The sequence below is a fragment of the Candidatus Dependentiae bacterium genome (genome assembly GCA_013821315.1).
GTDB lineage: Bacteria > Babelota > Babeliae > Babelales > Babelaceae > JACDHA01.
The window spans coordinates 1-15,070 of the sequence record JACDHA010000004.1; the positions used below are offsets into that span (position 1 = coordinate 1).

The following is a 15,070-nucleotide window of genomic DNA, read 5'->3' on the forward strand; positions in this document are numbered from 1 at the left end:
ATTAGTTACTTTAATAGTATAAGTACCTTGTTGTCCTGCAATAAAGTTTGAGCTTGCTGTTTTTGTAATATTTAATACAGGAGCTTGGGGTGTAACAATAGCACTACTTGTTTTATCTGCTGTTGCTGTATCATTGTATCCAGGGACAGCCGTTACTGTTGCAGTATTTGTAATATTAGCAGTAGTTATTGCTCCATTTACCATCACAGTAATAGTAAAACTTGTTGTTCCACCACCAGTTAAATTATTGCTTGCAGTATCTAATGTTGCAGTAACTACTTGTCCAACAGCATTTACAGACCACCCTGTACCAGTACCACTCACAAAGCTAAGACCTGCTGGCAGTACGTCACTTACGGTAATTATGCCACTAGTAATAGTGCTTGGCCCATTATTTTTTATGGTAATTGTGTAACTAGCACTTTGACCTGCAACAAATGAGGTTAGTGCAGTTTTTGTAATTGCTAAATCAGCCTTCGCTAGAGGATTAACCTGTGTTATAGCTGTACTAGTACTATTAGCAGGTATAGTATCAATAGCATCTGAGGTAGCTATCGCAGTATTAGTAATAGAAACAGGACCATTGGTTGCTCCATCTGGTGCAGCACCAGAAAAGAGTAATGTTGTAGAGGCACCTTGTGCTAAACTGCCAATAGTCCACGTTAACAGGTTTCCTGCTACAGAGACTGATTGACCAGCAGGCACTACTGAGCTTGTAGGTACAAAACCTGTTGGAAGTGTATCATTAACACGAGTGTTGGTTGCATCACTTGGTCCATTGTTAGTCAGTACCAGCGTATAAGTCAGAGAATCGCCAACATTAATTTGATCTGTGTTAGCTGTTTTTACAATTGACAAATCAGCTTGAGTTGTAACAGTGGTTATCGGCATAGAAGTACTTGTGCTCACTACAGCTGTGTTAGTGGTAAGTGTATTAGGTGCTATGCTTGCAGCAATATCTACTGTAATAACAAGATCAGAAGTGATAGCTCCGCCACCATTAAGTGAATCATTATAAGTTGCTGTAAATCCTGTGTTGGTACCAAAAGGTACAACGGTCCACCCTGTTCCTGCAGCACTTACAAAAGTAATGTTTGCAGGTAAGGTATCGGTTACCATAAAGCCACTTACTGGGGCTGTTCCTTGATTAGTTACTCTAATAGTATAAGTGCCTTGTTGCCCTGCAATAAAGTTTGAGCTTGCTGTTTTTGTAATATTTAATACAGGAGCTTGGGGTGTAACAATAGCACTACTTGTTTTATCTGCTGTTGCTGTATCGTTGTATCCGGGTACAGCTGTTACTGTTGCGGTATTTGTAATATTAGCAGTAGTTATTGCTGCATTTACCATTACCGTAATAGTAAAACTTGTTGTTCCACCACCAGTTAAATTATTGACTGAAGTATCTAATGTTGCAGTAACAACTTGTCCAACAGCGTTTACAGACCACCCTGTACCAGTACCGCTCACAAAGCTAAGACCTGCTGGCAGTACGTCACTTACGGTAATTATGCCACTAGTAATAGTGCTTGGCCCATTATTTGTTACGTTAATTGCGTAGCTAGCATTTTGACCTGCAACAAATGAGGTTAGTGCAGTTTTTGTAATTGCTAAATCTGCGCTTGCTTGTACTGGATCGGTAAAAACTGAACTAGCTGTTGGAGTAACAGTACTTGTATTTACACCTATGGTATTGCTAGCTGTAGGTGTTGCATTAGCAGCTATATCAACTGTTACGTCAAAGGTAAGTGATTGACCAGCGGTAATTGTATTAGCATTTAGTGCTCTGAATGTAGTGTTTGAAACATTTGTAGAAGTTATAGTAAAGCCATTATTAAATTGATTACTAGGGCTTAAAGTAAAGCCAATTGGTAGTGTATCAGTTACAAAGATACCTGTTACATCGCTACCACTTATGTTAGTTACACTTACTCTATAAGTGCCTTGTTGCCCAACTATAAAAGGATTTAGAGCAGACTTTGAAATAACAAGTGGTGTGCCTGTAGCAGTAACTGTTACTAGAGCTGTAGCTGAAGGGCTTGGATTAGGATTAAATTCGTCTTCGGTTACCGTAACAATGTTTTGATAGATACCAGCTGTTGCAGGTGCACTACCAGTTAGTGTTAAAGTAGCATTTGCTCCTGAAACTAATGCTCCTACATTCCAAACAAAACTGCCCGTTCCTCCAGATGCAACCGTTCCTTGGCTTGGTGCAGAGGTAAAGGTATAACCTGCAGGTAAATCAGTATCGGTTACTTGAACATTTGTAGCTTGATTAGGCCCATTGTTAGTAACAACAAAAGTATAGGTTAATCCCGAAGCTCCAGTGGCTATAGTAGTTGGGTTTACTGTTTTGGTAACGCTTAAATTAGCTGAAGGGGTAACGGTACTTGTAATAGTAACAGTAGGAGTTCCATCGCCACCACCTGAAGCTGATGCTGTATTTGTAGCGGATGCTGTAGCTGTAGGGGCTATAGTAACGTTAACAAAAAACTGAGCCGTGCCTCCATTTGGAGCAAGGGACCCAGTTATTTGTGCGGTAAACCCATTAGCTGTACCTATTATAGCGGTTGCACCACCATTATCAGCTGTTGCTGCAAAGGTAAAGCCACTTGGTAGAGTGTCTGTTACTGTTATAGTGCCTGATGTAGGTGCATGACCTACATTAGTGACCGTAAGCTGGTATTGCGCTGGTTGTCCAACTATAAGATTTCCAATAGGAGCTTTATTTATAGTTAAAACTGGAGCTGCGTTATTAGCGATAGTTACTGTGCCGATATTGCTGCAACCACAGCTTGAACCTGATGAACTATTTTGGATAACTTGATAAGTAAAGTTATCAATAGCAGGAACAGGGGTTCCTGGCGTGGGAGTATAAGTAAAAATTGTATTTGTTGTTGGAACGGTATCTTGATTTGCTGGAGTTAAAGTCCCTTGCGTAGGGTTAGTTACTATTTGTACTAATGGCGTAGTGCCTGCACATGCGGCACTTGCATGAATATGTGTTGATAAATCGATAGTTATAGGATTGTTTTCTGTTGTTGTTACGCTAAAGCTATCAACTGTAGGAGAAGCTATACGCGGAAGACTGTTTATTTCGCGGCCACCATTGGTCTCTGCAATACCAAATCTATCACAGGAAGCCCAAGCAAGTGCTGCAACGTTACCAGTATTTAATGCACTATAGCTGCTTACCAAGCTAGCTGGTGTTGCAGCAGATACAATAGGATCAAATCGGTATATATTAAAGATTTGACCATTATTATCCGTAGCAAAATATTTACCATCAGGTGACCAAGCTATAACGGTGCCACCACTACCACTTAATCCACTAATCGTTTGTACTAGGGCTAATGCTTGCGTAGAATAATTAAATTGATAAATATTAATAGTGCCATTGCCAAAGCCTACAGCAATATAGCCCGTTTCTTGACCACTGAGAGTATAAATCGCAGGTGACCAAGCTACATATTTTACACTTCCTGTTAAAGTAGTTGTAGGTGTTATAGCTGATCCTATAGAGCTAGAAGTATAAGGATATACTTGTAGAGTGCTACCCGAAATAGTTGTATCAGTGCCTACAGCAATATATTGTATGCCTAAGGCTCTTATGGGAGAAAATGATACACTATTAATAGTAGCAGGTATAATTTTAGTTGCTGGAGATGCAAAGGGGTTTCCTTGCGTTGTGTCATAAATATAAAGGTTGGTATTTCCATTATTGCTTGTTGTTCCCGCTGCTAAATGGCTATCACAAGAGAAATCAAGACCATTAATTCTATTTGATACCGTTGTGGTATTAGTCACCGCAGTTGATTGAGGTGTAGAAGTTAAACCTGCATATAAATTAAGTGTGGTACCTACACCAACAGCAAGGCACGATGAAGGAGCCCATGCTATCGCAGTGCCGCCATTATTTTCTAGTAAATTTATATTAGAGCCAAAACCTGAAGGCATAGTAGGTGTAATAATAACTTTCCCTTGACTTTGACCGGATTGCTGTAGATTAATAGCTGCTATAAAAGTAGCATCTTGATTAAAGATTAAGCGCTGACTTTGGCTGCTTAAACCGTTTGTATCGCTTATTATATTTGTTAGGGTTCCTGGTTGTAAGTCAGCAAAGCAAACACACGCATTGGGGCTACAGGTTGCAATGCATGCACGTGTAACTGTTTTTGAGTAAGAAGTTTTAGTGTTTGTGTGTTCACAAAATGTATTTGTGCTAGTAAGCATACCAAGTAGAGTTAACGTAAAAAAATACCAAGCAACTAGAGACTTAGATAGTGTGTGAGAAGTGGTTTTCATATACTTTGTCCTTTTTTAATAGAAATTAATATGCCAGAAATAGGGTAATGGAATTTGTTAAAAAACAGTTATGTTGTAGGTTTTTTTCTGAAATTATAGTAAATGCAGTACCTGTTTAGTTGCTTGTAATTTAAAATCTACTACTAAGCAAGTAAGCTTTCTGTACACTATAAAAACTTTTAAAAAATAATACTAGAGATAGACAAAATATTTGTTAGTAATAACACTACAAATTAGATTTTTTGGTATATATACTTTAATTATCAGCCTTATGAGCAGAAGTATATTTGTTATATAAGCTTAGTGAATTAGTAATAAGACAATCAGCAGTAACTGTGTTTGTTGAACCTAGGGTAACAGCTTTTGGTTTTACGAGTGTTATATAGGTATTTTTGAGGTTTTTATAATTATAGTGTTCTACCCACTTTCTGCCACCTTGAGCTTTTTTTAAATAAAGTTGGTAATTATTAAAGACAGCTTTCATTGCTTGACTAACATGAGAGAGCTTGCATACAGAATATGAGCCGACAGTTTCTTTTAAATGGGGATAATAAGCTGGTATTGTAATTTGAGCAGCTACGGGGCAAATAAAACCGGAATTACAAAGAGTTGATTGTGAGCTATTATCTACTGCGATAACAGGTATGCCTAAAGCAAGTGATTCGCGTCCTTGTAGTGAGTATCCTTCACCTTTAGATACTGATATGTAGCAATCAAATGAACTCATAAACGCTGTATAATCCTGCCAGGATAGTTTATTAGCGGTAATTTCAACGTTAGTTAACCCAAGTTTTTTTATATGTGCTTTAAGTTCATCTAGTAATGGGCTTTGGTTTCTACCGTTAATTTTGAGTGTAACTTGTGGATTATTTTTAAAAGCTTGCGCAAAAGCGTCTAGAAGCATTACATGATTTTTGCGTGGATCAAAAGCTGCAGTAGTAGCAAATACGAATGGCTTATGAGAAGTTGCCTTTACGGGCTGCTCTAAAAATTCATCAAGGTACATTGCTGGAGGAAGAACAAAAATGGGTAAGGTTACCCCAGATTTTTGGTATACGCTTACTAAGCATTTGTCTGGTACTATAAGAGCATCAAAAGTGCTGTTAAATATTTTCACCCATGATTTAGGTATAGTATTAGACTCAAACTTGGTAAAAGCAAGTTTTATAGTACTTTTAGGTAGTTGTTTATAAAATGTATCAGGCACGATATCGAAATTATTGGTAACTACTACATCGGTAAATAAGGCTACTTTATACTTTGCTACACGATCATAAGAAGTTAAAATAGTTTTAATTCTTTCAGGCACATCAGTTAGATCTAAGTCTTTAATGCCACCTCGGGTGTTAATAAAGCCTAAAGATACAGCGTCTTTAAGGCAATCACAAAGTGTTATTGGCTGACGCCCCATACCATCAGCGAAATTTACAAAGCCTACAATAACTGCGTCATAGTTAGTTTTTTTGGGATATAGTTTTAGGTAGGTACTTACTGTTTCTTGTAAAGGGCCATATGGTCGGGCTGGTTGCCGCATATCGTTGTCTAGTTGTCGTTGCGCAAGTTCATCGAGAGCTAAAGCAGGATTATGCGTATGATCTTGCATAGCGCTCGTATTCCACTGAGTACCATAAATGTAATTGAGGCGCTTTGCTCCATTGGCTGGCCCTTTTATAGAGAGGCTCCCAAAAGTGTAATTTTTAAGCGGAAATAACTCTTCAGGGCGTATATAAATTGGCCCGCCATCCCGTTTTCCCCAAATAAAGGGGTTATCAGTGGTACTATACTGATGATAGAGATTGTTGTTTTTTTCATGCATTAAAAAAATATCTAAATAAGGGTAGAGTTTATTTGTGCCTGGAATTTCTGTGCCATCAAGTGGATATATAGTGTAGCCATAAGCAGTTTTTCCAAGACCGTATCCTAAATAATCAAGTGTAGGTTTAAGAGCAAGTAACTGCGCTTCTTGCTTGTTGTTTATACAAATATCAAGATCATCATCCCAGGGGATAATGCCGCCATGCCTAACAGCGCCTAAAAGAGTCCCGAAGTTACACCAATACTCAAGTTCTTCTTCTTGAAAAAGCTCATGAATATCTTTCATAATTTGGTAAAGTTTTATAATAGTTTTGCTTTCTGTATAATTAAAAGAAGCTACGCCGTGAGAGCAAAAAAGCAATAAAAAAAAGAGCAACAATCTCATGTTCAAGAACCTATACTAAGATATTTATTATAGAGCTTTTTAGAGTTAGTCATAAGGTATTCTGCAGTAATGTGATTGTATTTGCCAAAGACAACTTGTTTAGGCTTAATAAGATTCAGATACAGTGGCTTGAGGTTTTTGTACAAATACTGTTCTGACCATTTTCTGCCCAGATGAGATTTTTTTAAATAAGTACTATAGTTATTATACACTTCTTTAAGAGCCGTTACTACGGATTGTTTAGAGCAATTAAAGTTGTAGCCTATTTGTTTTTGCAAGTGAGGATAATAGGCAGGTGTACGATGAGGGCTAGCGATTGCGTATACATAATTACTGTTGCATATCGTAGTCTGACCTGTGTTATTGGAAACAATACAAGGAATGCCAAGCGCTAAAGATTCACGCGGTGCTATACTAAAACCTTCACCTTTAGATAAAGACACATAGCAATCAAGCGATGACATAAAGTCTACGTAGCCACTCCAGGGTAGGGGATTGAATGATATGCTAATAGTAGTAGCTTTAAGCTGAGCTATTTTTTGCTGTATTTGTTGTATGTAGGCTGTATCGCCACACCGGCCATGTAACTTAAGCTGTATGTTTTTCTTATTTTTAAACGCTTCTGTAAACGATTCTATAAGTAGCAGTGTATTTTTTCTGTCACAAAAAGTGCCTGCGTTTCCAAAAGTAAATACAGCTCCAGGGCCATTTTTAAGTGGTTTAGCCAGAAAGTCTTCTAAATAAACGCCCAAGGGCACAACAAAAAGTGGTATAGTAACACCTGATTTTTTATATATATCAACTAAAAAAGAGTCTGGGAGCACTGCAGCATCAAAATAGGTATTAAGTATTGCAGGCCAACTTGCCGGCACAGAGGTACTCTCAAACATCGTATACGCTAATTTTATAGTACTTGCAGGCATAAGCTTATAATAAAGCTCCGGGCGTTCAGAATTGCCATTTATTAAAACATCTTCTAAAAGGGATACTGAGCTTGTAAATGAATCTGGAGATTGTTGAATAATAGTTGCTACAGGTAAGGGTACATCATCAAGTAAAGGCTTAAAATAATGAGCGCGCGTATTTTTAAAATTAACAGATACGCTCTCTTTTAAACAATCTATAACACCAATAGATTGGCGACCTATACCATCGCCAAATAAAATAAATCCTACTACAGTCAAATCAAAGTGCGGTTGAGTAAGGGCTTGTGCAGACAAAAAAGACAGTGAAAAAGAGATAAAAAAAACACTCTTAAAGTGCTTTGTAGTCTTTTTTAACACTGCAGTTCCCCTTTTATACAAGTAGGTAAATATAAAATTATCTAAATCACTAAGCTTACTCTAGTAAAGAACGTATAAAAAATAAAGAGCTAAAGATCCAGCGACTGCTGCATTAAGACTTTCTGTGCCGCCTGGCATAGGCAGACTGAGCAGTAAATCACACTGTTTTTGCCATTCTAGAGGTAAACCCTGCGCTTCGTTGCCTACAACTAAAAGTAAATTAGTATGAGCAACTTGTGTAAGTTCTCGTGGTGTGCTGCCTCCGCTGACTACTAATGCACAGAGTTGCAAGTTTCTTTTAGAGCCAACTAATGCATTCCAGGTGCACATAAATAACTTTACTAAGCCTATAGTGCCTGCTGAAGATTGAATAACTTTTGGACTCCAGGGATCGGTACCCTCTACTATTATAACAGATCTAACTGCGCATGCAGCTGCAGTGCGTATAAGCGTTCCCATATTGCCTGGATCGTTTATTTGAGCAAGTACTAGTCCTGATGTTAGTTGTGCTAAATTACGTGGTTGCGGTGGCGTAAATATTGCAAGTAAACCACTAGGAGTAACTGCAGCACTTATTTTAGCCATAACTTCAGGTGATACGAGTATAGTATCGTGAGCATTAAGCGTGTAAGCATGTTCTCGTTGTTCTTCTGTAATATACAGTCTATCAAGGTGAATACCAGCTTCTTTAAGCGTTGTGATAGTACGCAATCCTTCAGCAAATGTTTGATTGTGCTCTTTGCGTGCTTTTGCTATGTGAAGGCGGACTATATGCTTAATTTCAGGGTTATTTAAAGAAGTTATAGAGCGCATACTACTAGATATCTCCGTTTAAAATACTGGTTCTATAATTTTTCATAAGCTGAATCATAAAATATAAATTATGAATAGACGCTAAAGTTAATCCAGCAGATTCATGTGCTTTAAATAAATGGTGTACATAAGAAAGAGTGTAGTTCTGACACGTTGGGCACCCACAATTTTTATCTATAGGTTCGTAGCAATCACGATATTTAGTCTGAAGTATTTTAACGTCACCGCGTGAAGTAAAGAGAAGACCATGCCGAGCGCAACGTGTAGGGTGTGAACTATCAAAAGTATCAATACCTAAGCGAACGCAAGCATCAACTGATTCTAGGTCACCAATGCCAAGCAAATGATTAGGCTTATCTTCTGGCAGTAAGGGTACCGTATACAAGAGCATATCGGTCATCTCTTGACGATTTTTGCCTAAACTGCCGCCAATTGCAAAGCCATCAAACGGTAACTGAGAAAGTGTTTTGCAGCTTAGTGCGCGAAAATCTGGGTTTATGCCACCATGAATCACGGCGTAAATAGCTTGTTGTTGCGGGTTTTTAAGGTGCTCGTTAAGTGATCTTTCTTCCCATCTATGAGTACGATAAAGCGATTTTTTAAGCGCTGCTGGATCAAAGTGATAAGGCGGCAACTCATCAAAGGGAATAATAATGTCAGCACCTAGTTTTTTTTGTGCCTGAATTGATGATTCAGGTGTAAGCAGTAAAGGGCTACCATCCCGATACGACCTAAACAATACGCCTTCTTCTTTTATCTTTACTACTGCTTGAGTATATTTTTTGGTGCCTTTACTCTTAAGCTCTTCTTTAACAGTACCGTAAGCGAGGCTAAACACTTGAAAGCCACCCGAGTCAGTAATAATAGGATACGGACGATTGATAAACTTATGAAGACCACCTGCTTGAGCAACAACATCCGCTCCCGGGTGAACCATAAGGTGGTAGGTATTGCAAAACATAAGTTGTAAGCCAAGTTGGTTTACCATTGCGTTATCAATACTTTTAAGAACGCCATTGGTGCCAACGGCTACAAAGCCAGGGGTGTCAATAATACCGTGTGGTGTATGTATGCGTCCAACGCGAGCTCGAGATTTGGTTGATTGATGCAAAAGCTCAAAACGAAAATAGTTCATAATAAGGGATTTCTTTAGTGATGTATAATCTTTTTTGAAAGTGCTAAAAATGGTGCAGCTACAGCGATAACTATAAGTTTAATAGTATAGCTTATAACAATAATTTCAAAAATAGCCGTTAGACTATCAAAGTTTCCATTAAGTTTATAAAGGCCTAAAAAACTAAATAAAACAGTGTCTACAAACTGGGTAATGGCAACTGAGCTATAGTTTCTTAAAATAAAAAAGCGGTTTTTTAAACGAGTTGATAAAAAAGCGTAAAGTCGCGTATCTAATTGTTGTACTATTAAAAATACTATAAGCGAGGCACCTATAACACGCGGCATAGGGCTAAGCAGTGCTTCAAAATGCTCTGAGGTCGTATCGAGCGCCGTAGGAATATAAGCTACTTGTAGTAAAGACATACTTGTATAGAAAAGTGAACAAAAAAAACTGACCCAGATGGTTTTTTGAGCTTCTAGGCGACCAAAGTATTCTTGAAGTAAATTAAAACCTAATGTTATACCAACAGCAAGTGAATCTGAAGAAGTAGCAGTAAACCCAAAAAGTATAATTTCTTTTGATACAAATAGGTTAACTAAGATTACTTGAACACAAATAAGTGCAATAAGAGCTTGTTTTCCTAGTTTAAGCGCTATAAGAGTTGCCGTGCTTACGCAGGCAATAGAAATAAAAAAAAGAGCTATATTTGTAATCATGAAGTTGTAAGTAAAACTAAGAAAAGAATCTGGAGGAGAGAGAGGGATTCGAACCCTCGATCCCGATTTCTCGGAATAACGGTTTTCAAGACCGTCGCTTTAGACCGCTCAGCCATCTCTCCAGCGGTATAGTAGTATAGTTTATCTAGTTCTTTAGGCAATTGCAAGATTTTATAACAAAAAGGACCGACACGAATGTCAGTCCTGCTTTGAAAGAGGGGTTGTTCTGAATATTATTTTTTAGGGGCAGTTAACGCCATTGCTGGTGGTGTAGGTGTCCATGCAGGTTTGCCGGCATATTTTCCAACACCATTAAATTCGTTTACTGCATCAAAAATTTCACTGTTAGGTAGATTTACAAAATCTGTTCGAACAAAGTTAGGTACATGATTAATCCCCTTTGCTATTTTAACCATACGGGGTAAAACTACACTCTTTTTATTGATCTGACTAGCTGCATTCTTATTGCCAGATAAGCCTATAGTTATATTATGAGTAAAGTCAAAGAGCTTATTTTTGGGGTCTTGGTTAAGTTGGCTAATTGTACCTGCATTATCAGGTTTTACTATAGCATCAATTTTTACAGGATCTTCTTGTATTATTTTATCTGCTGAATTAAAGCCAGACCATGTAGTAGACACGGGAAAGAAAAAATTAGCATCATTAGTCATGCCTGTTATTGGACTTCTCATAAAGACAATTAACCGTTTATTCGTTTTAATGAGTTCGCCAAGTGTTGGCCATAATGTAGTTTGATTTTGTACATACATATACTTAGGTAATCCAGATTGATTAAAAAGAGTTGTTAGCTCAGCATTATTATCTGTATGATCTTCTATATTAAGGGTTAAGACATCATTAGGGTTTCTATCAAGCCAATTTTTATATTTTGCTAAGAGCTCTCTAAGGGTAATGGCGGCAGGATCGATTAAACAGCCAGGATAAGGAAATAAACCACCCGTTCCGTCTTGTTTAGAACCTACTAAAGAGTTTAAGACTGGTTTGATATAAGTATCATTTAAGTATTTAAGAATATCTTTTAAAGGAGTTGCTATAGTACTAGGTAGTTTAAGTAGGTCACTTAGGCCATCTAATTTTTCTAAAGAAACCATATTATAAAAATCGCTTTTTAAGAGACCATGACAGGCATATATTTGTCTTCCAATTGAGCTCGTTTGCGGGACTGCTATATCTGTTGCTTTTTGGAGTATGGACTGGTTGATTTTTAACTGTGTAATGCGTGGATCAGCATTAAGAATTGTTTGCCAGGTTTTTCTAGCAAAATTGAGCGCAGTATTTGCTGCTGCTAAAGGGACTTGTATACTTAATTTTTGTGCTTCAAGTGCTTCTCTTTTAATTCCATAACCTATTCCTTCAGTAGCTTTAGAGCGTCCTGTTAAAGAAAATTTAGGTAACTTATTAAACGATGAGTCTAAACTAGCTATTTGGTTGTTTATACTGTTAACTTGGCTTTGAACGGTATTTTGTAAGTTGTTTACGTGTGCTTGAGCATCGTTAAGCCTTTTAAAATCACTGGCATGGGCAGTTTGAATGTTAAGGTAAGCCTTAGACAAGTCTGTTGCTAAGAGGCTACTAAGCCGTTTAAGCAAGTCGACATAGTAACCTATAATGTGTGGATAGTCATATTGCAAAGAAAATTCAAATACTCTTACGCCGTTGGCTAATTGTTGGTCAATAGTCCACTCCTGATCTGAAACTGCTGAAGGAAGGCCTGGGACAAGGGCTTTTGTGCCCATGCCAGCTGGAAGACGAGGGTTAGATCCGTAAGGCACAGATGTGGCAACTGCATCATGAGCTTCAACAAACGCAATATCATTATATCTTTTGTTGCATAATTCTTTAAAGCCATTGCACAGCTGCGCTTGTAGTCCAAAAACTACAAACTGTAGAGCAATTGCTAAAATACCGTATCTTGTATGCTTAAACATAATAACTCTTCTTTCTATTGTTAATTTAAAATTAAAAAATTAATAGATATAATATATAAATAATTATATCAAATAGAAATTACATAAATCAATAATTATCAAAGTTTATTCGGAAAGACACTTTCCTTTAGGTGGGTGATAAACCCGAGTATATAAGCTCTCTTGGCAAGGTAAATGCTTTAAGAAAGTTGATCGCTTTTATGCTTCAACTAAAACATGTAATGCTTGTGGCACTCTACAAGAGATGCAACTCAATAAAAGAATATACAGTTGCAGTTGTGGTTGGAAAGCATCAAGAGATATTAATGCTGCGTTAAATATAAAAAAGCAAGGCATAGAAAAATTAAAGGCGGCTGGATATACCCCAGATCATAACGACATGATCTGGTACCCGTGGAGGCCTGGGTGAGACTTCATCTGAAGCTCCGGTCTATGAAGCGAGAAGCCTCCTCCTTTAGGTCGAGGAGATATCACATAAGAGTAGTTTGCAGGAGAGAGAAATTTGGGCTCTCGATCCCAAATTCTTGGCATAACGGTTTCAAGACCACCGCTTTAGACCGCTCAGCAATCTGTCCACTTTAGACCGCTCAGCAATCTGTCCAGTTGTATATTCCTATAGCTTATTTATTTAGATATAATTGCAATATTTTGTATAACAAAAGGACTGACACGAATGCCAGTCCTGCTTTGAAAGAGGGGGTGTTTGCAGAGTATTTATTTTTTAGGGGCAGTTAACGCCATTGCTGGTGGTGTAGGTGTCCATGCAGGTTTGCCGGCATATTTACCAACGCCATTAAACTCATTTACAGTATCAAATGTTTCTCCGTTGGGTACATCTACAAAGTCTAAGCTAATAAAATTTGGTGCATGATTAAGAATTTTTGCAATTTTAACAAGTCGTGGGAGTAACACATTTTTAGCGTTTATCTGAGCTGCAGCTTCTGGAGATCCTGATATACCTATAGTAATATTATGGGTGAAATCAAAAAGCTTGTTTTTAGGATCTGTGTTAAGCGTGTCTATTTGAGTTGCATCTTTTACTATATTATCAATTGCTGTAGGATTCTCTCCTGTGATATTAGTTACATTGCTGTATCCAAATTTAGTTGAAACTGGAAAGAAGAAGCCTCTATCATTCATCATTCCTGTTATGGGACTATTTTTAAAAAGTACTAATCGTTTATTTGCTTTTGTCAGTTCACCTATAGTTGGCCATAGTTTAGTCTGATCCTGAAGGTATGAATAAACTAATATTCCTGAATTAGTAAATAGGGGTGCCAAATCTGCATTGCTGTTTACAAAATCGTTGATTCTTAACGTAATTACATCTGTCCGATGTGTATCTAACCATTGTTTTATATCTGCTAATAATTTTGTTAGTGGTTCACGTGTAAAGTCAGTCATACAAGGAGTGTAAGGAAGAATGCCTGCGTCAGTTTCTTTGGTTGTTGTTCCATAACTTGATTTTATAATAGATTGAGCTTGTTTGAGTAATGGTCCAACTTCACTGGTGAAAAGACTTCTGAGTTTTTCTTTTGGATTAGCAATTGTAGAAGCAGGAATAGTAAGAGTACCTACGTTCATACTAGGAGTACTTATAGAAGATACATTAAGAAATGCTTTAAAGTTTGGAGATGCATCTTCAGTCATTTTATCGAATAGTGCATTAGGTTCTTGAGGTATTGCTGAGTAAAGATCACCTTTAACGAGGCCATGGCAAACAAAAAATTGCTTTCCAGTTGCTGGGCCGCCTGAACTAGCCACATTTAGTGCTTGCTGAGCAAGGGCTAATTGAGTTCTAAGTGGTATAAGGGTTGGGTCAGCTTCAAGTAACTTTTGCAATACTGCTTTAGCTGCATTTAGTACGCCAGTTGCTGTTGCTATACTTGCAATAATACCAGCTTTTTCAGTTTCAAATGCTGCTTTGCGTGCACTATAATCTATACCTCGCACAGCCTTAGAGTCACCTTTGATAGAAAATTTGGGAAGTTTATTAAACCAATTATCTAAACTGCTTATCTTGTTTCTTACATTTGAAAGTTCACTGTTTAAGCTGTTTACTTTTGTCTGAGCACTAGCAATATTTTTAAAATCGTTTGCATGTTTAGCTTGCGTGTCAGCAACCGATGCGTTAAGTTTGCTTTGCAGTTTAGTAACTATACCTTTTAATAGCTCACTATAAAAGCTTAACGGATTTATATAATCAAAGTGGATATGAAATTCAAAACTACGCACGCCTGCACTAAGTTGCTGCTGAATAGTCCAATGTTGAGTGGCACCAGGATTTGATAATTTATCAACAGTTTTACCTCCAATTGTATTTACAACGAGTTTTTGTAAACCTGTTAACTGCTGGTTTTCAATGGTTCCTTGATGAGATATAGCATTATGAGATTCAACATATACTATATCATTATATTTTTTGTTGCATAACTCACTAAAACCATTACATAGCTGTCCATATGCTGATTGTAGTATAAGTTGTGTAACTAGCAGTACTGCTACTATAAAGTTAGTTTTCGAATTCATACTGGCCCTGTCTTTTTATCTATGATAATTAAAATTAATAATCTAATATTAATTATATCAATTAGAAATTAAATAAATCAACAATTAAATCTATTTTTTTAGGGAGATAAGTTAAAATAAGAAGACTAACAAAAGTAGGGATATGTTTTTTTAGACTA

Annotated in this window: 8 protein-coding genes, 1 tRNA gene and 1 pseudogene; 1 reads left to right on the plus strand and 9 read right to left on the minus strand. The window is 37.3% G+C overall.

What is annotated here, in order from left to right:
- The 8 genes from H0X48_01460 to H0X48_01495 form a co-directional block, all read right to left on the minus strand.
- Positions 1 to 4,305: DUF11 domain-containing protein (locus H0X48_01460; protein ID MBA3953977.1), on the minus strand; the 4,305-nt coding region annotated here is incomplete at its 3' end.
- A 256-nt stretch (positions 4,306 to 4,561) separates the two neighbouring features.
- Positions 4,562 to 6,505 (minus strand): LicD family protein, encoded by a 1,944-nt coding sequence (locus tag H0X48_01465; GenBank protein MBA3953978.1) that lies wholly within the window; start codon positions 6,503 to 6,505, stop codon positions 4,562 to 4,564.
- A 2-nt stretch (positions 6,506 to 6,507) separates the two neighbouring features.
- Positions 6,508 to 7,788: a glycosyltransferase gene (locus H0X48_01470; protein ID MBA3953979.1), complete on the minus strand. Its 1,281-nt coding sequence runs from the start codon at positions 7,786 to 7,788 to the stop codon at positions 6,508 to 6,510.
- Positions 7,789 to 7,848: 60 nt separating this feature from the next.
- Positions 7,849 to 8,601: an RNA methyltransferase gene (locus tag H0X48_01475; GenBank protein MBA3953980.1), complete on the minus strand. Its 753-nt coding sequence runs from the start codon at positions 8,599 to 8,601 to the stop codon at positions 7,849 to 7,851.
- 4 nt (positions 8,602 to 8,605) lie between these two features.
- Positions 8,606 to 9,736 carry a tRNA-guanosine(34) transglycosylase gene (locus H0X48_01480; protein MBA3953981.1) on the minus strand — a complete coding sequence of 377 codons (1,131 nt, stop codon included), beginning with the start codon at positions 9,734 to 9,736 and terminating at the stop codon, positions 8,606 to 8,608.
- Positions 9,737 to 9,750: 14 nt separating this feature from the next.
- Complete coding sequence (locus H0X48_01485) at positions 9,751 to 10,434, minus strand: queuosine precursor transporter (GenBank protein ID MBA3953982.1); 684 nt, start codon at positions 10,432 to 10,434, stop codon at positions 9,751 to 9,753.
- Positions 10,435 to 10,464: 30 nt separating this feature from the next.
- Positions 10,465 to 10,556 (minus strand) — tRNA-Ser (locus tag H0X48_01490).
- 111 nt (positions 10,557 to 10,667) lie between these two features.
- A complete protein-coding gene (locus H0X48_01495; protein MBA3953983.1) occupies positions 10,668 to 12,383 on the minus strand; it encodes a hypothetical protein in 1,716 nt (571 codons plus the stop codon).
- A gap of 151 nt (positions 12,384 to 12,534) precedes the next feature.
- Here H0X48_01495 and H0X48_01500 point away from each other — a divergent pair.
- Positions 12,535 to 12,792, plus strand: a pseudogene (locus H0X48_01500) (transposase).
- A gap of 305 nt (positions 12,793 to 13,097) precedes the next feature.
- Here the strand turns inward: H0X48_01500 and H0X48_01505 are convergent.
- Positions 13,098 to 14,912, minus strand: coding sequence for a hypothetical protein (locus H0X48_01505; GenBank protein MBA3953984.1), 1,815 nt, complete (start codon positions 14,910 to 14,912; stop codon positions 13,098 to 13,100).
- Between the last annotated feature and the right edge of the window lie 158 nt (positions 14,913 to 15,070).